General features: G+C 66.6%; 18 protein-coding genes. 6 read left to right on the top strand and 12 right to left on the bottom strand.

The window, feature by feature from the left end; translation table 11 throughout:
• Position 1: 1 nt before the first annotated feature.
• The 6 genes from G6N68_RS29890 to ricR form a co-directional block, all read right to left on the bottom strand.
• Positions 2-2251, bottom strand: a complete 2250-nt coding sequence (locus G6N68_RS29890) for a molybdopterin-dependent oxidoreductase (RefSeq protein ID WP_163719830.1) — start codon at positions 2249-2251, stop codon at positions 2-4.
• A gap of 2 nt (positions 2252-2253) precedes the next feature.
• The gene (locus G6N68_RS29885) at positions 2254-2835 is read right to left on the bottom strand and encodes a TetR/AcrR family transcriptional regulator (protein ID WP_163719828.1); all 582 of its coding nucleotides are present in this window, start codon (positions 2833-2835) and stop codon (positions 2254-2256) included.
• A gap of 107 nt (positions 2836-2942) precedes the next feature.
• On the bottom strand, positions 2943-3839 hold the full coding sequence (locus tag G6N68_RS29880; RefSeq protein ID WP_163719826.1) for a L,D-transpeptidase: 897 nt from the start codon (positions 3837-3839) through the stop codon (positions 2943-2945).
• A 70-nt stretch (positions 3840-3909) separates the two neighbouring features.
• Positions 3910-4950 carry a L,D-transpeptidase gene (locus tag G6N68_RS29875; RefSeq protein WP_163719824.1) on the bottom strand — a complete coding sequence of 347 codons (1041 nt, stop codon included), beginning with the start codon at positions 4948-4950 and terminating at the stop codon, positions 3910-3912.
• A 117-nt stretch (positions 4951-5067) separates the two neighbouring features.
• Positions 5068-6309, bottom strand: a complete 1242-nt coding sequence (locus tag G6N68_RS29870) for an MFS transporter (protein ID WP_163720095.1) — start codon at positions 6307-6309, stop codon at positions 5068-5070.
• 115 nt (positions 6310-6424) lie between these two features.
• Positions 6425-6724, bottom strand: a complete 300-nt coding sequence (gene ricR, locus G6N68_RS29865; RefSeq protein WP_163720093.1) for a copper-sensing transcriptional repressor RicR — start codon at positions 6722-6724, stop codon at positions 6425-6427.
• A gap of 110 nt (positions 6725-6834) precedes the next feature.
• On the opposite strand from ricR, the gene ilvD reads away from it, so the two are divergent.
• The gene (gene ilvD / locus G6N68_RS29860; protein ID WP_163719823.1) at positions 6835-8556 is read left to right on the top strand and encodes a dihydroxy-acid dehydratase; all 1722 of its coding nucleotides are present in this window, start codon (positions 6835-6837) and stop codon (positions 8554-8556) included.
• 15 nt (positions 8557-8571) lie between these two features.
• Positions 8572-9555 carry an NAD(P)H-dependent flavin oxidoreductase gene (locus tag G6N68_RS29855; RefSeq protein ID WP_163720091.1) on the top strand — a complete coding sequence of 328 codons (984 nt, stop codon included), beginning with the start codon at positions 8572-8574 and terminating at the stop codon, positions 9553-9555.
• Here the strand turns inward: G6N68_RS29855 and G6N68_RS29850 are convergent.
• The gene (locus G6N68_RS29850) at positions 9542-10204 is read right to left on the bottom strand and encodes an O-methyltransferase (RefSeq protein ID WP_163719821.1); all 663 of its coding nucleotides are present in this window, start codon (positions 10202-10204) and stop codon (positions 9542-9544) included. The two genes, G6N68_RS29855 and G6N68_RS29850, sit on opposite strands and share 14 nt — an antisense overlap.
• 125 nt (positions 10205-10329) lie before the next feature.
• Between G6N68_RS29850 and mymT the strand changes: the two genes are divergently transcribed.
• Positions 10330-10476, top strand: a complete 147-nt coding sequence (gene mymT / locus G6N68_RS29845; protein ID WP_163719819.1) for a copper-binding metallothionein MymT — start codon at positions 10330-10332, stop codon at positions 10474-10476.
• A 32-nt stretch (positions 10477-10508) separates the two neighbouring features.
• Here mymT and G6N68_RS29840 read toward each other — a convergent pair whose 3' ends face one another.
• Genes G6N68_RS29840 through G6N68_RS29825 form a run of 4 tightly spaced genes read right to left on the bottom strand, consistent with a single transcriptional unit; the run spans position 10509 to position 14775 of the window.
• Positions 10509-12629, bottom strand: coding sequence for a beta-glucosidase (locus G6N68_RS29840; protein ID WP_205351555.1), 2121 nt, complete (start codon positions 12627-12629; stop codon positions 10509-10511).
• Positions 12626-13123: a TIGR04338 family metallohydrolase gene (locus G6N68_RS29835; RefSeq protein WP_163720087.1), complete on the bottom strand. Its 498-nt coding sequence runs from the start codon at positions 13121-13123 to the stop codon at positions 12626-12628. Before G6N68_RS29835 ends, G6N68_RS29840 begins: the two co-directional genes overlap by 4 nt.
• 6 nt (positions 13124-13129) lie before the next feature.
• Positions 13130-13879, bottom strand: a complete 750-nt coding sequence (locus G6N68_RS29830; RefSeq protein ID WP_163719818.1) for a DUF2786 domain-containing protein — start codon at positions 13877-13879, stop codon at positions 13130-13132.
• 56 nt (positions 13880-13935) lie between these two features.
• On the bottom strand, positions 13936-14775 hold the full coding sequence (locus G6N68_RS29825; RefSeq protein WP_163719816.1) for an alpha/beta hydrolase: 840 nt from the start codon (positions 14773-14775) through the stop codon (positions 13936-13938).
• Between G6N68_RS29825 and G6N68_RS29820 the strand changes: the two genes are divergently transcribed.
• Together G6N68_RS29820 and G6N68_RS29815 are read left to right on the top strand one after the other, a co-directional pair.
• Entirely contained in the window at positions 14723-15808 is a 1086-nt protein-coding gene (locus G6N68_RS29820; protein WP_163719814.1) for a sigma-70 family RNA polymerase sigma factor, read from the top strand. The genes G6N68_RS29825 and G6N68_RS29820 overlap by 53 nt on opposite strands.
• Positions 15809-15812: 4 nt before the next feature.
• Complete coding sequence (locus tag G6N68_RS29815) at positions 15813-17150, top strand: alpha/beta hydrolase domain-containing protein (protein WP_163719812.1); 1338 nt, start codon at positions 15813-15815, stop codon at positions 17148-17150.
• A 32-nt stretch (positions 17151-17182) separates the two neighbouring features.
• On the opposite strand, the gene G6N68_RS29810 is transcribed toward G6N68_RS29815, so the two are convergent.
• On the bottom strand, positions 17183-17698 hold the full coding sequence (locus G6N68_RS29810) for a PE family protein (RefSeq protein WP_163719810.1): 516 nt from the start codon (positions 17696-17698) through the stop codon (positions 17183-17185).
• Positions 17699-17952: 254 nt separating this feature from the next.
• On the opposite strand from G6N68_RS29810, the gene G6N68_RS29805 reads away from it, so the two are divergent.
• Positions 17953-18678 carry a pirin family protein gene (locus tag G6N68_RS29805; RefSeq protein ID WP_163719808.1) on the top strand — a complete coding sequence of 242 codons (726 nt, stop codon included), beginning with the start codon at positions 17953-17955 and terminating at the stop codon, positions 18676-18678.
• Positions 18679-18685: the final 7 nt, after the last annotated feature.

Below are 18685 nucleotides of genomic sequence, written 5' to 3'. Positions count from 1 at the left end.
CTCAGGCGTACGAGTTTGCGTCTGCTCGGCACGGCTCGATGCGGGCCGGCACGTGCTTGTGCCACGGGGTGCCGGCGTAGGCGTCCCGCCAGGTCGACGATGTCAGCGAGTTGGGGGCGACGCCCGGCACGACGGTGCGGCCGTCCTCGTCGACGTAGTCGAGCCCAAACCCGTTGGGCAAAGACGCATGTCCGGCCAGCATCGTCTCATTGACCTCGACCGTCGCCTCCGCGCTGCCCGCCGCGGTGGTGATCCGTGCCCGCCCGCCGTCCACCAACCCCAATTGCTGCGCATCTTCCACACTCACCCGCAGCGCGCCGTCGGCGTCGCGTTTGCGCCACGACGGATCGCGGAAGATGTCGTTGGCGGTAAAGGCACGCCGCTCCCCCACCGAGAGCACGATCGGCATGTCCGGCGTGGTCAGCTGCGTGGGCGCGGCGGCCAGACCCCTTAGGTCGCCGAGCATTTCGGGGATTTCCAGCGCGATCTTGTGATCGGAGTGGCTGATCAAGGCGAAGTCATCCGCGTAGTTGTGCGCGGTGAAGGTGACCCCCGACGGGTTGTCCATGATCGCGTCGAACAGCGCATTCCCGTCGGCATGCCCGGCCCGCCGGACGGCGTCGGGGTAGGTCATGAACACTTTCTGCGCCAGCCCCCACAACGCGGCCGCGCCGGCCATCCCGTCAGGCAGTGTCGGCCCCAACGTCTCATACAGCACGTACGGAAGCAGCTTGGCCACGGTCGGATTGCCCCCTACCGCACCGAGAAACGCCTCGGTGTAGGCCTGACGGCCCTGCCGAGCCGCTTCCCGCAACGGCCGCAGATCCTCGTCCTGCACCACTCCGAGCGCCCGTACCAACCGCGCCCAGATCTCCGGCTCCGGCAGCGTCCCCGGCAACGGGTCCAGTAGCGGCCGGCGCAACTGAAATCCGTTGTGCGGGAACTCGAAGTTGAAGAAGGTCGCCTCCGGCTTCTCGAACTGCGAGGCCGTGGGCAGCACGTAGTGGGCCAACCGCGCCGTCTCGGTCATCGCCACGTCGACGACCACGAGCAATTCCAAGGACCGGAACGCTTCGCGGCAGGCGGTCGAGTCGGCCAGCGAGTGGGCGGGGTTGCCGCTTTCCACGATCATCGCCCGGAACCGGTCGGGGTGATCGGTCAGGATTTCCTCGGGTATCACGTTGGCCGGCACCAGTCCCGCGATGATCGGCGCACCGGTGACCGGGGTGCGGCCGGTAGCGGTGCCCAGCAGGGGCGCCAGCGACGAATGCAGGTGCTGCGTGCCTTTTCTCGCGAAATTGCCGGTCAAGATCCAGAGCAGCTTGTTCAGATACGAGCAGAGCGTGCTGTTCGGCGCCTGCTGCACGCCGAGGTCTTCGAACACCGAGACGCTGCCGGCGGTCCCGATCCGCCGCGCGGCCGCCCGGATCAACTCTTCGTCCACTCCGCAGTGCTGGGCATACTCGGCCACCGGGACGTCCTGCAGCGCGGCGCGGACCGCATCGACGCCATGCACATGCTCGGCGAGAAACACTTCGTCGCAAAGGTTTTCCTGTACCAGCACGGCCGCCAGGGCGGCCAGGCACCACGCGTCGGTGCCCGGCTTTGCCCGCAGGTGGAAGTCGGCCATCTTCGCGGTGTCGGTGAGCACGGGATCGAGAACGATCATCGACCGGTTCGGGTCTTTGGCAATCTCGTTGAGCACCACCCGCGCTCGCGGAAAGCTCTGCGACATCCACGGGTTCTTGCCGATGAACACCGAGACTTCGGCGTGCTCGAACTCGCCCCGGGTGTGACCGCCATACAGACGGGCGTCCACCCATGCCTCGCCCGTCTTTTCCTGCGCCAGCGCATTGGAGCGATAGCGCGAACCGAGCGCCTTCAGGAATGCGCTGCTGTAGGCCCCACCAAGGTGGTTGCCCTGCCCGCCGCCACCGTAATAGAAGATCTTGTCCCCGCCGTACGTGTCGCGGATGCGCTTGAAGCCCTCGGCGATCTCGACAATCGCTGTGTCCCAGTCGATTTCTTCGTAGCTGCCATCGGGCCTACGGCGCATCGGAGAAGTCAGGCGGGCACGGTTGTTCTGATAATGGTCCAACCGAAGCGCCTTGTTGCACGTGTAACCCTGCGAGGCCGGATGGGCCTTGTCGCCGCGGATCCGGGCGAGTTTGCGGCCTTCGAGCTGCACCACGATGCCGCAATTGCACTCGCACAGAATGCATGCGGTCTGCTGCCAGTCGGTGGTGGTCATCATCAGGTCCTCTCCGGCAGCTGGGCCGCCAACAGGTTGCGCAGTTGTCGGTGCACGGCGTCGATGGGCGCCAGGTCGCGCCGCACGCGGGCCAGCACGATCGCGCCTTCGAGGGCCGACGTCGCCAACGCCGCCAACTCGTGCGCGCTCGCCGCAGCTATTCCGTCGGCGATGAACCGCTGCGCCATCAGATCGGACCATCGGTCGAATGCCGCCGCCGCGCGTTCGACGACCGGAGCCATCCGTTCCCGGTCCGCCGCCTCACCCGCTTCGACGGCCACCGCCACGACGGGGCAGCCGGCCCGGAAGTCGCTGTCCAACAGCTGCTGGCGATAGGTGTCCATCAGCGTGTCCAGCAACTGCATGCTGTCGGGCGCCGCGGTGATCAGGTTGGCGACGTGCTCGGCAGCGAAATCGACCGCCTCGCAGAGCAGCTGCGTGCGCCCGCCCGGGAAGTAGTGATACGCCGACCCGCGTGGCGCGCCGCTGTGTTCCAGGACGTCGGAAATGGCGGTGGCGTGGGCGCCGCGCTCGCGGATCAACAACGCAGCCGAGACCACCATCCGTTCGCGCGGGCTTCGCATATGTATGATGCTATACATAATCGCCCGCCACGAACAGACACAAAACCGCCCTCCTCCGGTTCCGCCGGAGAAGGGCGATCTTGCGTTTGGCGCGGGCTAGTTCGCGGCTAGTTGAAGACGCGCATCCAGTCGTTGGAGCCGTCGTTCCTGGTGTAGCTGCCGGTGGAGTTCTTCACGATGATGGGATCGCCGGGACCAAAGTTGGCGAAGAACCACTTGGCGTTGGCAGGGCTGAGGTTGATGCAACCGTGGCTTACGTCGCGCCTGCCCTGATCGTCGACCGACCACGGCGCACTGTGCACGAAGTTGCCGCTGTTGTCGAAGCGGACGGCGTCCGTCACCGTGATCCGGTAGCCGTTCGCCGAATTGACCGGGACCCCGTACGTCGAGGAGTCCATCACCACCGTCGCCATCTTCTCCTGGACGTAGTAGGTGCCGTTCGCGGTTTGGTGTCCACCCGAAGCCATTCCCATCGATATCGGGAACGTCTTCTCCACGACACCGTTGCGGGTGACGGTCAGCTGGTGCGTGGCGTCGTCGGCGGTCGCCACCAGCTCATCCCCGGTTCGGAAGCTCGACACGGTGCCTCCCGCGTCGACGGTTACCTCCGTATGGGCGGGCCAGAAGCTGTACGGACGCCAACGCAGCTGCGTCGGGGTCTGCCAGTAGAACACCCCGGGAACCGACGGGACCGACGAAACGCGAACCGCGGCTTCTGCGGCGCCGGCGTCATCCACCAGCGTGGGGAAGTCGATGATGATCGGCTGGCCCACACCGACCGTCGCGCCGTTGGCGGGGTTGATCCTCGGCGGTCCGAACGGCGCCACACCGATGAAAGGCGGGGGCGGCGGGGGCCCTTCGACCGCGGGAGCTCCTGGATCGCCCGGCGGGGGATCGGGCTCTGCCACCGCAGGGCCCGTGCCCAGTACCAGTGCCCAGCCCAGCACCAAAGCCATCAGGGTTGCCTTCAGGGCACCGAAGAAGCGCCCCTTCTTCCGTCCCATACGCGTCCCTCCCGGTGTTGCGCCCGCATCTCGGCGCCCAAGGGATCCTTCTGCGTCTGCTCGCGGCGCGTTACATTTGCCAGTCTGAAGCGCCGTCGGGCTTGTTGTAAATCCCGACGGAGTTCTTGACGACGACCGGATCCCCAGACCCGAAGTTGTCGAAGAACCACTTCGCGTTGGCCGGGCTCAGGTTGATGCAGCCGTGGCTGACGTTCCGTCTGCCCTGATCGGCCACCGACCACGGCGCGCTGTGCACGAAGTTTCCGCTGTTGTCGATCCGGACGGCATCCTGCACCGTCACCTTGTAGCCATTGGCCGAGTTGACCGGCACCCCGTACGTCGACGAGTCCATGACCACCGTGGGCATCTTCTCGAGCACGTAGTACGTGCCGTTTGGCGTCTGGTGGCCGCCGGACGCCATCCCCATTGACATCGGGAACGTCTTAACGACGGTTCCGTTGCGGGTGATGGTCATCTGGTGGGTCGCGTCATCGGCGGTGGCCACCAACGCATCACCGGTACGGAAGCTGGACTTGGTGCCGGCCGCGTCGATGTTGACGGCGGTGTTCGGTGGCCAGAACTGCAACGGACGCCAACGCAGCTGGGACGGTGTCATCCAGTAGAACTTGCCCGGCACCGGCGGAATCGACGAGATGTGGATGGCCTGCTCGGCCAACGCCCGATCAGCGATGGGCACCGCGAAGTTGATGATGATCGGTTTGGCCACGCCGACCAGCGCGCCGTTGACCGGGTTGAAGGTCGGCGGCCGAAACGGCGGCTCGCCGACGAACGGCGTCGGGTCCTGGCCGGCGACGGGCCCAGCGGCCACCGGCACCGCAAATGGGTCACCGGGCGGCGGTACGACGGCCGGGTCAGCCGGCGGCACCGCGAACGGGTCAGCAGGCGGCGGCACGGCGAACGGATCCGGCGGCAGAGCCAATGGCGGGAACGGGCCCGGCTCGGCCGGCTCGACTACCCCGGGTGCGGGCGGCGCGTCTTCAGGGTCGGCCAGGGCGAGGCCCGAGCCCAGGATCAGCACCGCAACCGCGCCGGCTGCGTTCAGTGCGGCGAAGAGGCGCGCCCTTTTCAGGGTCCTCATCGTGCGCGACATAATGCATCCCTTCAGTCACATTGCGACCCAGTGTGGCATAGCGAGGTGGTCGATTTCCGCTTCGTCAACGGCTGCACGCCCCGCCAGAGTCAAATTTCGCGCCGTTGACCTGCCGCGTTACTGAACATGTGAACTTGCTGCCGCATCGTCGAACGGCTGCCGGGTAGTGGCCATCCCGACCAGGGCGATCGCCATCAAGACGGCCGAGGCGGTGAGCATCATCGCGACGCTGCGCTCGTACAGCAGCCCGCCCAGCAACGATCCGGCCATGATGCCCACCTGGAACGCCGTCACATACAGGCCCGAGGCACCGTCCGGATCGTCGGCGCCGCTGCGCATCGCCGCCGACTGCAGCATTGGCGACACCGCGGTAGCCATCGCGCCCCACAGCACGATCGCCGCTGTCCCGACGAGCAACGACGTCAGCGGGGCGCGATGCCCCCCGAACGCCAGCGCCGCCAGCAGGACGAACGGGATCGTCAACCCGGCGATGCACATGACGATGGCGCCCTTGGGCCGACGGTCCAGCGGCCGCGCCACCAGGGCCACCGCGATCACCCCCGCGGCGCCGTAGGCGGCCAACATCCACGCTTGGTTGGGCCCTCGGATGCCGACGACCTCGCGGATGAGCACCACGATGTAGGTGTAGGAGACGAAGTGGCCGGTGACACCGACCATCGTGATCAGGCTGACCTTGATCAACTGCGAGTTGCGGTGATGCCGCGCCCGCGGTCCCACGTGCTGCAGTTGGTCCTCGCTGAGCGGCATTTCGGGCAGCAGCAGCCGGGCCGCGACGGTGACGACGGCGGCGGCGACCGTGACGCAGACCGCAGCCAGTCGCCAACCCCACATCAGGCTCAGGACGGCGGTCAGCGGGCTGCCCACCACCAGCGCCAGGCTGGTGCCGATGTAAATCGACATCGTGGCGCGACCGGCGTGGCTAGGCGGCACCAACCGGGTGGCGATCGGTGCGATAACCGACCAGAGCAGGCCGTGCGTGACCGCGCAGAGCACCCGTCCAGCGGCGAGCACCGCGAAGTTGGGCGCCAGCGCCGAGATCACCTGCGACGCCGTCAGACAGACCAGGCTCAGGAGCAGCGCCCGACGCCGCGGCCAGTGTGCGGTCCAGCGCACCAACGGCACCGTGGTCAGCGCCGCGACCAGCGCGTACCACGTCAACAACGTGCCCACCCAGACGACGCTGACGTGCAGGTTTCGTGCTATCGCCGACAGCGCACCGACCGGCAGGATTTCGGCGGTGACGTAGATGAAGGCCGCCGCGGCGAGCACCGATAGCTGCGCGGCGATCCGTGGCGTCCACGTGCGCGCAGCGGCAGGGGTCTTGATTTCGGCAGTCATGGCTCGTTCGGCGGTCAGGGAGGCGGGCTTGGCCACCGCACTCACCGTACGCACCGCACCGCAGGCTTTTCACCTCTTGGCGCCTTAACACGCCCGCGCGATCAAGAACGAATGATCAAGAACGCACCAGACGCGCAATGGCGGCAGAAGCTTCAGCGATTTTACTGTCCGCCTCCGCGCCGCCTTCCGCGACGGCGCGCGAAACGCAGTGGTTCAGGTGCTCATCGAGCAGGTTCAACGCCACCGACCGCAGGGCGCTGTTGACGGCGCTGATCTGCGTGAGGACATCGATGCAGTACTTGTCCTCGTCGATCATGCGCGCGATGCCACGCACCTGGCCCTCGATACGGCGCAGCCGCTTGGCGTAATTGTCTTTCTGCTGCGTATAGCCGTGCGTTTCGACTGCTTTTGTCATCGCCTCGTCATCACTCCCAAACCCGGTGGCCATTCCGTCTCGATTCTATACCCCAGCGGGGTATCGGCCCGGATTTTGGCTCAGCTGAGCGGCGCGCGCATACTTGCAGAATGGCCCTTGTGACTAATCAAGCCGCAGATCAAGCCGATATCAAACCCCGCAGCCGCGACGTCACCGACGGTCTGGAGAAGGCCGCCGCCCGCGGGATGTTGCGCGCGGTAGGTATGGGCGACGACGACTTCGCCAAGCCACAGATCGGGGTCGGGTCGTCGTGGAACGAGATCACCCCGTGCAACCTGTCCCTGGAACGACTGGCCAAGGCGGTCAAGGAAGGCGTGTTCCAGGCCGGCGGCTATCCGCTCGAGTTCGGGACGATCTCCGTTTCCGACGGCATCTCGATGGGTCACGAGGGGATGCACTTCTCCCTGGTCTCCCGCGAGGTGATCGCCGACAGCGTCGAAACCGTGATGCAGGCCGAGCGGCTCGACGGCTCGGTGTTGCTGGCCGGCTGCGACAAGTCGCTACCCGGGATGCTGATGGCCGCGGCGCGCCTCGACCTGGCCTCGGTGTTCCTCTACGCGGGCTCCGTGCTGCCCGGGGTGGCCAAGCTTTCCGACGGCAGCGAGCGCGAGGTCACCATCATCGACGCCTTCGAGGCGGTGGGCGCCTGTGCACGCGGACTGATGAGCCGCGCTGACGTCGACGCCATCGAACGGACCTTCTGTCCCGGTGAAGGCGCGTGCGGTGGCATGTACACCGCCAACACCATGGCCAGCGCCGCCGAAGCGCTGGGCATGTCGTTGCCGGGCAGCGCGGCGCCGCCGGCCACCGACCGCCGGCGCGACGGGTTCGCCCGACGCAGCGGGCAGGCCGTGGTGGAGTTGCTGCGCCGCGGCATCACCGCCCGCGACATTCTCACCAGGGAGGCGTTCGAAAACGCCATCTCGGTGGTGATGGCGTTCGGCGGCTCGACCAACGCCGTGCTGCACCTGCTGGCCATCGCCCACGAAGCCGACGTCGACCTCACGCTGGACGACTTCAGCCGGATCGGTTCCAAGGTTCCGCACCTGGCCGACGTCAAGCCGTTCGGTCGCCACGTGATGACTGACGTCGACCACATCGGCGGGGTGCCAGTGGTAATGAAAGCACTGTTGGACGCTGGCCTTTTACACGGTGATTGCCTGACGGTGACGGGCCAGACGCTGGCCGAGAACCTCGCCGCGATCGCCCCGCCCGACCCGGACGGCAAGGTGCTGCGTGCCCTGACCAACCCGATCCACCCCACCGGGGGCATCACCATCCTGCACGGATCGCTGGCCCCCGAGGGCGCCGTGGTCAAGTCGGCCGGCTTTGAGTCCGACGTGTTCGAAGGCACCGCAAGGGTTTTCGACGGCGAACGCGCCGCGCTGGACGCCCTCGAGGACGGCACCATCACCCACGGCGACGCAGTGGTGATCCGCTACGAAGGGCCCAAGGGCGGCCCCGGTATGCGGGAAATGCTGGCCATCACCGGTGCCATCAAGGGTGCCGGTCTGGGTAAGGACGTGCTGCTGCTCACCGACGGCCGGTTCTCCGGCGGGACGACCGGCCTGTGCGTGGGACACATCGCCCCCGAAGCGGTCGACGGCGGCCCCATCGCATTCCTGCGCGACGGGGACAAGATTCGCCTCAACGTCGCCGAGCAGACGCTGGACGTCGTACTGGACGACCCGGCGGAATTCGAGGCCCGCAAGCGGGACTTCACTCCCCCGCCGCCGCGCTACAAGACCGGCGTGCTGGCCAAGTACGTCAAGCTGGTCCGCTCCGCAGCAGCTGGCGCAGTCTGCGGATAGTTCGAGGCTCGCGCTATCGACGTCGCCGACCGTCTGCGACTCGACGTTCCGGTCGGACAGGCCGGGATGGGCGGGGGCCTGGCCGGCGCACCCTTGGCCGCGGCGGTCGCAAAGGCCGGCGCCCTGGGCACGCTCGGTCTCGCGCCACCCCGAGAGTTGCGCGACGCAATCGAGCAGGTGCGGTCCGAGGCGCCGGGCCGGGCGGTGGCGGTCAACCTCCTGCTGCCCTTCACCGGTCGCCGGCACGTCGAGGTTTGCGTTGCAGCGCGCGTCGACGCCGTCGTATTGGCGTTCGGCGAGCGACGTGGGCTGGTCGAGCAGCTCAGGGACGCCGGCGTCTTCGTCTTCGCGATGGTCGGCACGCGCCCGCAGGCTCAGCACGCCGTGCGACAGGGTGTGGACGGTTTGATCGCGCAGGGACGCGAGGCGGGCGGGCACCTGGTGGGAACCACGCCGGCCCTGGACTTTCTGCCGCAGGCGCTGAGCGTGGCGGGCGACCGCCCGGTCTTTCTGGCCGGCGGAATCGCCACCAGCGCCGATACACGTGCGGCCCTGGACACCGGAGCCACCGGGGTCATCGCCGGCACCCGATTCTTGCTGACGCACGAGGCCAATGCGCACCGGGAGTATCAGCGGCGAGTCACCGTCGCAGACGAGACGATCGAGACCAACCTGTTCGGTTTCACCTGGCCGCTGCGACACCGGGTGGTGCCCAACGACGCCACCCGCCGATGGTGCCGCGACGACGGCAAGGCCAAGGCATTACCGGCAGCCCTCAACGCTGCCAGCGGACACCTGGCGATCCCGCTCTACCGCGACCTGAACGCCCTGCTGCGGCTGCAGTCGGCGAATGGTCCGCTGTTCTCGCCGATCGCGCCGAACCGTGAGATGCCGGACCACTGGGTCGACCGGGCGGCGCTGTATGCCGGCGACTCGGCGCTGCGGATCAACGAAGTCACCTCGGCCGAGCAGGCGGTCAAAGACCTCACTCCGGCCTGACCGCCGCAATGGCGAACCCGTCCCACGTCTTGGAGCCCACGGTCTGCAACGCGGCGGCATCCAGACGTGGATGAACACCCATCATTTGCAGCGCCAGACGCGTGGCGACCAGCCTGGGGTCGTCGCCCTCCACCAGCACCCTGCCGTCACGAACGACGTTGTCCAGCACGATGATTGCGCCGGGCCGGGAGAGCCATATCGCCCAGTCCAGATACGGCAGGTTGTTCTCTTTGTCGGCGTCGATGAACACCAGATCGAAGGGCTCGCCGGTGACCGTCGGCAAGGTGTCCAGCGCGGCGCCGACCACTACCTCCACCCGGTCAGCCACACCGGCTCGCTGAAAGTTCGCACGAGCCACCTCGGCGTATTTGGCTTCGTATTCCAGGGTGACCACCTGACCGTCCGGATCCACGCCCCGCGCGAGCCAGATGGTGCTGTAACCGCCCAGCGTGCCGAGTTCGAGGATGCGTCGCGCCCCGATGGCACCAGCCAGCAGGCTGAGGAACTTGCCCTGCTGGGCCGAAACGGTGATGGCCGGTAGGCCGGCCGCACGACTGGACTCCAACACCGCAGTCAACACCGGATCATCGCCGATCAGCGTGCGATCCAAGAATGCGTCGACGTCGCGCGGGGTTACTTCGTTAGCCATACCAGTGTGACTAGCCGGGATCCGGACGTCCCAAACGGTTTACGGGATACCCGTATGGGGTATATAGTGGGCCGCGAGGCAACAACAGGGACCCTGGTCCCCAGCACAGAGAAGGTGGAAATCGAATGTCTCACTACGAAGCAGGAACCGTGCTGACCTGCGGCCACGAGGGCTGCGGCTGTCGCGTTCGCATCGAGCAGGAATGCCACTGCTCCCACAGCGACCAGGCCTACCGCTGCACCTGCGGCGAAGAGTTGGTTCCCGTCAAGTAAGCCGCTGCCAGTCGTGCGTTCGGGCGAGCCCCTTAGCGCCCGAACGCACGGCCGGCCAGTTCGACCTCGGCCGTGAACGCGAACGCCGCCGCTGATGCGCCGACCGCGACCGAGTAGCTGCCCGGCGTGATCCGCCAGGCGCCGTCGGCATAGTCGGCAAGCAGGCGAGGATCGGCTTCGATGCTCACCCGCCGCGACTGCCCGGGTTTGAGGTCTACCCGCTCAAATCCCAGCAACCGCAACCGGCGTCCCCCCGGGGCGCCGATCAGATACAGCTGCGCAACGTCCGCTCCGGCCCGGTTGCCGGCGTTGACGACGTCGACGCCCGCAACCACTGTCTCGCCACCCGCCACCACCAGGTCGCGGTACTCGAAGCGGGTGTAGGACAAACCGTGCCCGAACGGGAACATGGGCCTTTGTCCCGTCCGCGCGAACCAGCGATAGCCGACGTCGGCGCCTTCGGAGTAGTCGATGGGGGTGGCCGTACCCACCGGTTCACCCAGGCCGGGCAGCTCCGGTCGAGGTGTCTGGCTGAGATCGACCGGGAACGTGATCGGCAGCCGACCCGATGGATTCACCTTTCCGGCAATGATTTCCGCGATGGCACGGCTACCCGCTTGCCCTGGATACCAGGCCTCGATGATGGCGTTCACCGAGTCCCGCCACGGCATTGCGGCCGGGTTGCCCGTCTCGAGGACCACCACGGTGTTCGGGTTGACGGCGGCGACGGCGGCGATCACCTCGTCCTGGCCCCACGGCAGTGACAGATCGGCGCTGTCGAAGCCCTCCCCTTCGACGCGGATCGCGAAGACGATCACCGCGTCGGCTCGCCGCGCCACCAGCACCGCTTCGGCCGGGGTGAGGCCGCGGTCGAATTCGATTTGGGCGCTGGGGAATTGCTTGCGCAGCTCCTCCAGCGGGCTGGACGGCAGCAGGTACAGGTTACGGGTGCCGCCGGTCAGACCGGGACCGCCGATCGGGATCACCTCGGCATATCCTCCGGGCGGCACGACCGTGCTCGACCCGCAACCGGTCGGCACACCGACCTGCGCGTAGCCGCCGATGACGGCAATGCGCTCAACCGAGGCCAACGGCAGCGTGCCGTCGTTCTTCAGCAGCACGGTCCCTTCGCGGGCGATCTGTAACGCAACCTTGTTGTGGGCGTCCATGTCTGGTTCCGGCGGGTCTCCCCGTCGGTCTATCCCGACCGCGAACATCGACCGCAGGATCCGACGGACCATGTCCGACAGGCGCTCCTTGGGCAGCCTTCCCTCGGCGTAGGCCGCTCGTAATCGGTCGGTGAATTGTTCGGCTCCCCACAGGATGGCGTCGATCTGCGCGCCACACTCCTGGTCCAGTCCCGCCAGCGCACACTCCCAGCTCGGCGTCCCACCCCAGTCCGACATCACCCAACCCCGGTATCCCCACGCGGTTTTCAGGATGTCGTTGAGCAGCACGGAGTTCTGGGCGGCATAGCTCCCGTTGACCTTGTTGTACGCGGCCATCACCGCAGCGGGCCGCGCCCGCTCGATGGCGATCTCGAACGCCAGCAGGTCCGACTCGCGGTGGGCGTCGGGGTCGATGATTGCGTCCAGCCAGTGCCGGTTCGTTTCGTTGCAGTTCAACGAGAAGTGCTTGACGGTGGAGATGACGCCCTGTTGCTGGATGCCGCTGACCGACTCAGCGGCCAGCACACCGGTCAATAGCGGGTCCTCCGAGAGGTATTCGAAGTTGCGGCCGTTGCGGGGGTCGCGCGCCAGGTTCATCGAGCCCGCTAGCTGGACATTGATCCCGCGGCTGCGCGCCTCGCGGCCGATCACCTCACCGGCGGCGCGGGCGAGCGCCGGGTTGAAACTGGACGCCAGCGCCAGCCCGGCCGGAAGCGCCGTTGCGCTGTCACCCGGACGGTAGCCGGGATTGGTGACGCCCAGGCCGGCATCACTCATCATCAGCGCCGGAACTCCCAACCGCGTGACCCCGGGCACGTACCCGGCGCTCATCGACACGTCTGGGGGGATGCGCTCGTCGCGCAGCGGCCACAGGTCACCCTTCCCCAGCACACCGACCAGCAGCGAAAAGCGTTCGTCGTCGGTCATCTGCAGTTCGATCTCGCGTGCGCGGGCGTCGGGATCCTCGGGTTGGCGCTCGTTCATCGAACCCCCTCCTTCGCGTACACCACGCGCAACACGTGCCCCACCTCCGGTCCCATGACCATTTCGCTGAGTGTGCACATCGTCGCCACGAACTCCGGGCCGTGCGGCGGCGGCACCTGACACAGGTGGTGCGCGATTTCGTGCAGCACTACCAACTCGCGCATCGCCCAGTCCGCCGTGGAGCGGTCGGGCACGGCGATAATCCCTGCGCCGTCGCGGTTTTCGTAGTGTGCCGCGGTGGCAGCGCGTCGCGCTCGCACCCGCAGCGGCGACACCTCGGGCCACTGTTGGCGAACCGCCGGCACCGCGAGGACGTCGTCGACATACCGCTGCACGGAGTCCACCGAACCGAACCGCGCCTCCGGGGGCAACGTCAACTGCGTCCCGAAGAACTCCACGCTGGGTAAGCCGTGTTCGGCCGCGCGGTCGAACAGCGTCCGGACGAAGTCCTCGGCCGCGTAAACCTTCGCGCGCTGTGAATCCTTCTCAGCCAGCCCGAGTCACCGGCCCACTGCGGTGCGCGCCCCCGGCAGTTCGGGGCTGGAGCCCAGCCGCGCTCGCCGCCCAGCCCGGTCACCGGCGCGGCGCGCCGCCGACGAATACCCGGCCGAGGCCCTGGTCGCCCGCCAGGTACCGCGGGCTTTGGACGCTCTCCGATAATAGTCGTGCAATTCGAGTTCCTTGTCCCGCAAGGCGATAGCCGTTCCGGGCGCGCGCTCGCGGTCCTTGTCTACCTCCCGGCGCGCCTCCTCGCGGGCCTCGGCCAGCCGCTGGCCGACGCGAGCCCCGAACGCCAGTTGGAAGTTGAGCCGGGCGGTGATCGTCGGGGTGGGCCGGTGTGCACCGGTGGCGAGGTAGGCGTCCGACGCCCGGACCATCTGAACCACCAGGCTGGCGTAGAGGGCGTGGGTCGCATCGATGTCCTGGGGGAACCCGTAGGCATAGACGAAGGTCGAATTCGTGGCGATGTCACAGCGCACGTCGTTGGCCGCCGCGATGAGCACGAACAGCTGCACGTAGGTGCGCAGCCCGCGGGTGCCCGCCTCGCCGATGGTGATGGTGCGTTGCGTGGGGCCCTGGGCGGCCGAGCGGGTGGCCGAATGGGATCGTGCCACCGCCAGATCGATGGACGTCGCCGTCGCCAACCGTTGCGCGGCGGCCATGAACGCATCAGCTTCGTGGGGATTGTCGGTGCCCTCGGCCTGGCGGAGCAACGCCGCGATGCGGGACAACATCTTGTCGTCGGTCATGGCGCCAAACTACTTCAGCCGTCCGACATTTCCGGTTCGCGCGCCGTCACGGTCGCTTACAGCCGCTCGTTGATCCAGGCCACCACGTCGTCGAGCACCTTGTTGCGCTCGGGCTCGTTGAAGACCTCGTGGTAGAGCGGGGCGTATTCCTTGAGCTGGACATCGGTCGATCCCACGCATTCGACCAGGCGACGGCTGCCCTCGATGGGAATCAACCCGTCGTCGGTGCCGTGCACCACCAGCAGCGGCGCGGTCAGGGCCGGCGCGCGCCGCGGCATGGTCTCGCCGACCTGAATCAGCGCCCGCCCGATGCCCGCCGGCACCCGGCCGTGGTAGACCATCGGGTCCTCGTTGTAGGCACGCACGACCTCGGGATCACGCGAGATCAGGTTGAACTCGAGCTCCTGCACCGGCAGGCCGGGCACCACGGCACCAAGGATTTTCGCGGCCAGCACGACAATGGGTGACACGATGTCCTGGGCCGCCACCGCCGGCGCCGACAGCACCACCAGGTCGTAGTCGTCCGGGCGTTCGACGGCGTAGGCGAACACGATGCCGCCGCCCATGCTGTGCCCCAGCACGACGCACTTCAAGGTGGGGTTCTCGCGCTTGGCGATGCCGACGAGGGTGCCGACGTCGGCGGTGAACTCCGTGATGTCGCGTACCAGCATCCGCTTGCCGCCCGAGCGCCCGTGTCCGCGGTGGTCGAGGGCATACGTGATGAATCCGGCCTCGCCGAACCGCTCGGCGACGTGGTCGTAACGGCGGGCATGCTCGCCCAGTCCGTGCGCCAGCACGACCACCGCACGCGGCGTGGTGTCGGGAGTCCAGACGTCGTACACGATGTCTACCCCACCGTCACCGACGAAATTGCGTTCAGTTCGGGTCGTAGTCATTACCGGCAGCGTAATAGCTCCGCGAGAAGGGCTGTCAGAGACTCTGCGTAGGCTCAATCGGGTGAGTCTGCTCGCGAAAGAAGACAACGATTTCTCCGCGCTGGCCGAGCCGTACCGGCGCGAACTGCTCGCACACTGCTACCGAATGGCCGGATCGCTGCACGACGCGGAAGACCTGGTCCAGGAGACACTGCTGCGGGCCTGGAAGTCCTACGACCGCTTCGAAGGCAAGTCGTCGCTGCGGACCTGGCTGCACCGGATTGCCACCAACACCTGCCTGAGCGCGCTGGAAGGTAGACAGCGCCGGCCGCTGCCCACGGGCCTCGGGGCGCCCAGTTCGGACCCGACCGGCGAACTCGAGCAACGGGGCGAGGTGCCCTGGTTGGAGCCCCTGCCGGACTGGGTCGACGACGAGTCGGACCCGTCGGTGATCGCGGGACACCGGGAATCCGTCCGGTTGGCATTCGTGGCCGCGCTGCAACACCTGTCTCCCCGGCAACGGGCCGTCTTGTTGTTGCGCGATGTGCTGCAGTGGAAGTCAGCCGAAGTGGCCGAAGCGATCGGTACCACCACCGTTGCCGTCAACAGCCTGCTGCAGCGAGCCCGGGCCCAGCTTGACGCCGTCCGCCCCAGCGCCGATGACCGCCTGGAGGAGCCGGAATCGTCGGAAACGCAAGACCTGCTGGGTCGCTACATCGCCGCGTTCGAGTCCTATGACATCGACCGGCTGGTGGAGCTGTTCACCGCCGAAGCCATCTGGGAGATGCCGCCGTTCACCGGCTGGTACCAGGGTGCGCACAACATCGTCACCCTGATCCACCAGCAGTGTCCGGCCGAATTGCCCGGCGATATGCGCATGATCCCGCTGACCGCCAACGGGCAGCCCGCAGCCGCCATGTACATGCGGCAAGGGGAGGTGCATGTGCCCTTTCAGCTGCACGTGCTGGACGTGCAGGGTGGTCGGGTTTCGCACGTGGTCGCCTTCCTCGACGACTCGTTGTTCCCCAAATTCGGCCTACCGAGTGCCCTCTAGACGCATGGCCGTCGAATCCGTACCGGGGAAGCCGTTATTGCTGTTGGGCGCCTTCGACATTGGCGACGTCGGCTATGTAGCCGAAGAATTTTTCATCTCGGGGACGGCGTCCTCGTGCACCCAGGAGTCGCAGTCCGCTGACTACACCACCCGGATGGTCGTGCTGACCCCCACCGACCGCACACGGTTCAACGGAACGGTGCTCGTCGAGTGGCTCAACGTCAGCGGCGGCATCGATGCTCCGGCCGTGTGGATGATGGCTCATCGCGAGATCGTCCGGTCCGGTTATGCCTACGTCGCGGTGTCGGCGCAGAAGGTGGGCGTGGACGGGGGTGTGAACCTGCTCGGGATGGACATGTCGCTGAAGAGTCAGCACCCGAAGCGGTACAGCGCTTTGCGTCATCCTGGTGACGCGTACTCCTACGACATCTTCTCGCAGACCGGCAGATTGGTCCGAGAAGTCCTCGCCGACCTGCGTCCGGAACACGTGGTCGCGCTGGGGGAGTCGCAGTCCGCGATGTACTTGACGACCTACGTCAACGAGGTCGATCCGCTCGCCCAAAGCTACGACGGCTTCTTGGTGCACTCACGATTCGCCGGCGCAGCACCGCTGGACGACAGTTCGATCTTCGAGGAGGCGGAGAGCCCGCAAGCGGTGCCGTTCCGGACCGATCTGCGCGTTCCGCTGCTCACCATCATCACCGAGACCGATCTCTTCGGCGGGGTGCGGCACGGCTACTACTTCGCCCGGCAGCCCGACGGGGAACTGCTGCGGGTGTGGGAGATTCCCGGTGCGGCGCATGCCGACAACTACACGATCCAGGTCGCGCCAATCGACAGCGGATCCGCCCCACTCGATGCCCTGGTCGCCGCCTATCAGCCGACCAATAACTTGATGGGCCAACAACTTAGCCACTACATCAATTTCGCTCCCCAACACCACTACGTGGTGCAGGCCGCGATTTCCGCGCTGAACGACTGGGTCCGCACCGGGGTGCCGGCCCCAGCCGCCGCGCCCATCGAGGTACACGAGGCAGCCGCGCCCGAACCCGTTCTGGACGCCAACGGTCTGGCCGCGGGCGGCGTTCGGACCCCTTGGGTCGACGTGCCGCTCGCCCGTACGTCCGGTCTCGGCGCAGACGAGAGCGTGATGGCCATGATCTTCGGCTCCGGCGCACCCTTCGACGCCGACACCCTGCAGCGGCTGTATCCGGGCGGTGTCGACGAGTACCTAGAGCGGTTCACCGCAGCGTTGGACAGCGCGATTCAATCTGGGTTCATCCTGGCTGCGGATCGGGCGGAGATCCTTGAGTTGGCGGCGGCGACGTATCCGAGTGCTTAAGGCCGCCAGCGCGAAGCCGCACCAAAGAAAATTCAGTACTTAACCATGTAAGGGTAGGTAATGGGTTGTCGGAAAAGCACGTCGAAAACGAACGTCAATGGTTGGTTCAAAATCAGAAACGGCGCTAAAGGCGCGAGCGGCCAAAAGAACGGAATCAGAGTAAAGGCCAGCACCTGCAGGGCTGAGAGTGTAAGCACTTGGCCCAATGCCATGCGGGCGGTGTCGTAATAGCTCAGCTCCGCATTTAATCCCTGCATGAGGTAGGCGATAAGTTCCTCGATGCCAGCATATGCCTCCGCATTTGCCCGCAAGTTTTGAACAAACCCCTCCTGGTAGATCGCTGCGTCCTTTGCCATCAGCTGGTAATCCTGGCCGTGCTTGGAGAGCAACTGCGCGATACCTGCCGACACCTCATCCGCTGCCGCAGGCGCGACAGCGAGGATGGATGGGAACGCCAGCCGATGGACATCTTCGAGGGTCGAACCGATGCTCATCAGTTGCGCTGCTGCCGCGGTCATGCTGTCCGGCGACGCGATTACATATGGCATCTCTGCGCTCCCGCGTGGTACTTGGAATCCGCCGGGCCACTCGGCGGATCAACCTTCTGCACTCGTAGGATCGCTTGGGTCGGCCCGCGCGGCTGCAGTAGTTACTTACTCGAGTTGAGACGGCGAAAAGCCGAGTTATCCAAACCCTCACAGTCGCTTCGCACAGAGCAGAACAACCGTGGGCTCGACACTGCCCGAACTCGACGCCACCCTCCGGCACGCCAGGCCATTTTGGCCGAACTACCCTGACAGTCATGGCTGCCACCGTGGAGATCAGGCGCGCAGCCGACCGCGCCGTAACTAAAACCTCGTGGCTGAACTCGCGGCATTCCTTCTCGTTCGGCGACCACTATGATCCCGGCAACACCCACCACGGTCTGCTGCTGGTGAACAATGACGACCGCGTGGCGCCGGCCACCGGGTTCGATACTCATCCGCACCGAGACATGGAGATCGTGACCTGGGTGCTCAGTGGCGCACTGGCGCATCAGGATTCCATGGGCAACCGCGGCGTGATCTATCCCGGCCTGGCTCAACGCATGTCGGCGGGATTCGGCGTACTGCATTCGGAGAAGAATGATTCCGACACGGAGCCAGTGCATTTCGTGCAGATGTGGGTCATTCCCGATGAGTCCGGTATCGCACCGGACTACCAGCAACACCCCATTGACGACGAACTCCTCAGCGACCGTCTGGTTACCGTCGCCTCCGGAATCGCCCGACACGACGCCGCCATCACCCTGCACAACCGGCACGCCGCCCTCCATGCGGCGCGCTTGACGCCCGGCGCCTCGGTCGAACTACCCGCGGCGCCATACCTACATCTGTTCGTTGCGCGCGGCCGAGTCGCGCTGGAAGACGCCGGATCCCTCGCGGAGGGCGATGCGGTCCGCTGCACCGATGCCGACGGTCGCCGAATCACTGCCGACGACACGTCGGAAGTCCTGCTCTGGGAGATGCACGCCAAATTGGGCGGCTAAACAACAT

Source organism: Mycobacterium bourgelatii, from assembly GCF_010723575.1.
Lineage (GTDB): Bacteria > Actinomycetota > Actinomycetes > Mycobacteriales > Mycobacteriaceae > Mycobacterium > Mycobacterium bourgelatii.
The sequence above is the reverse complement of the archived record's forward strand: the minus strand, read 5'-3'. Positions and strand labels throughout refer to the sequence as shown.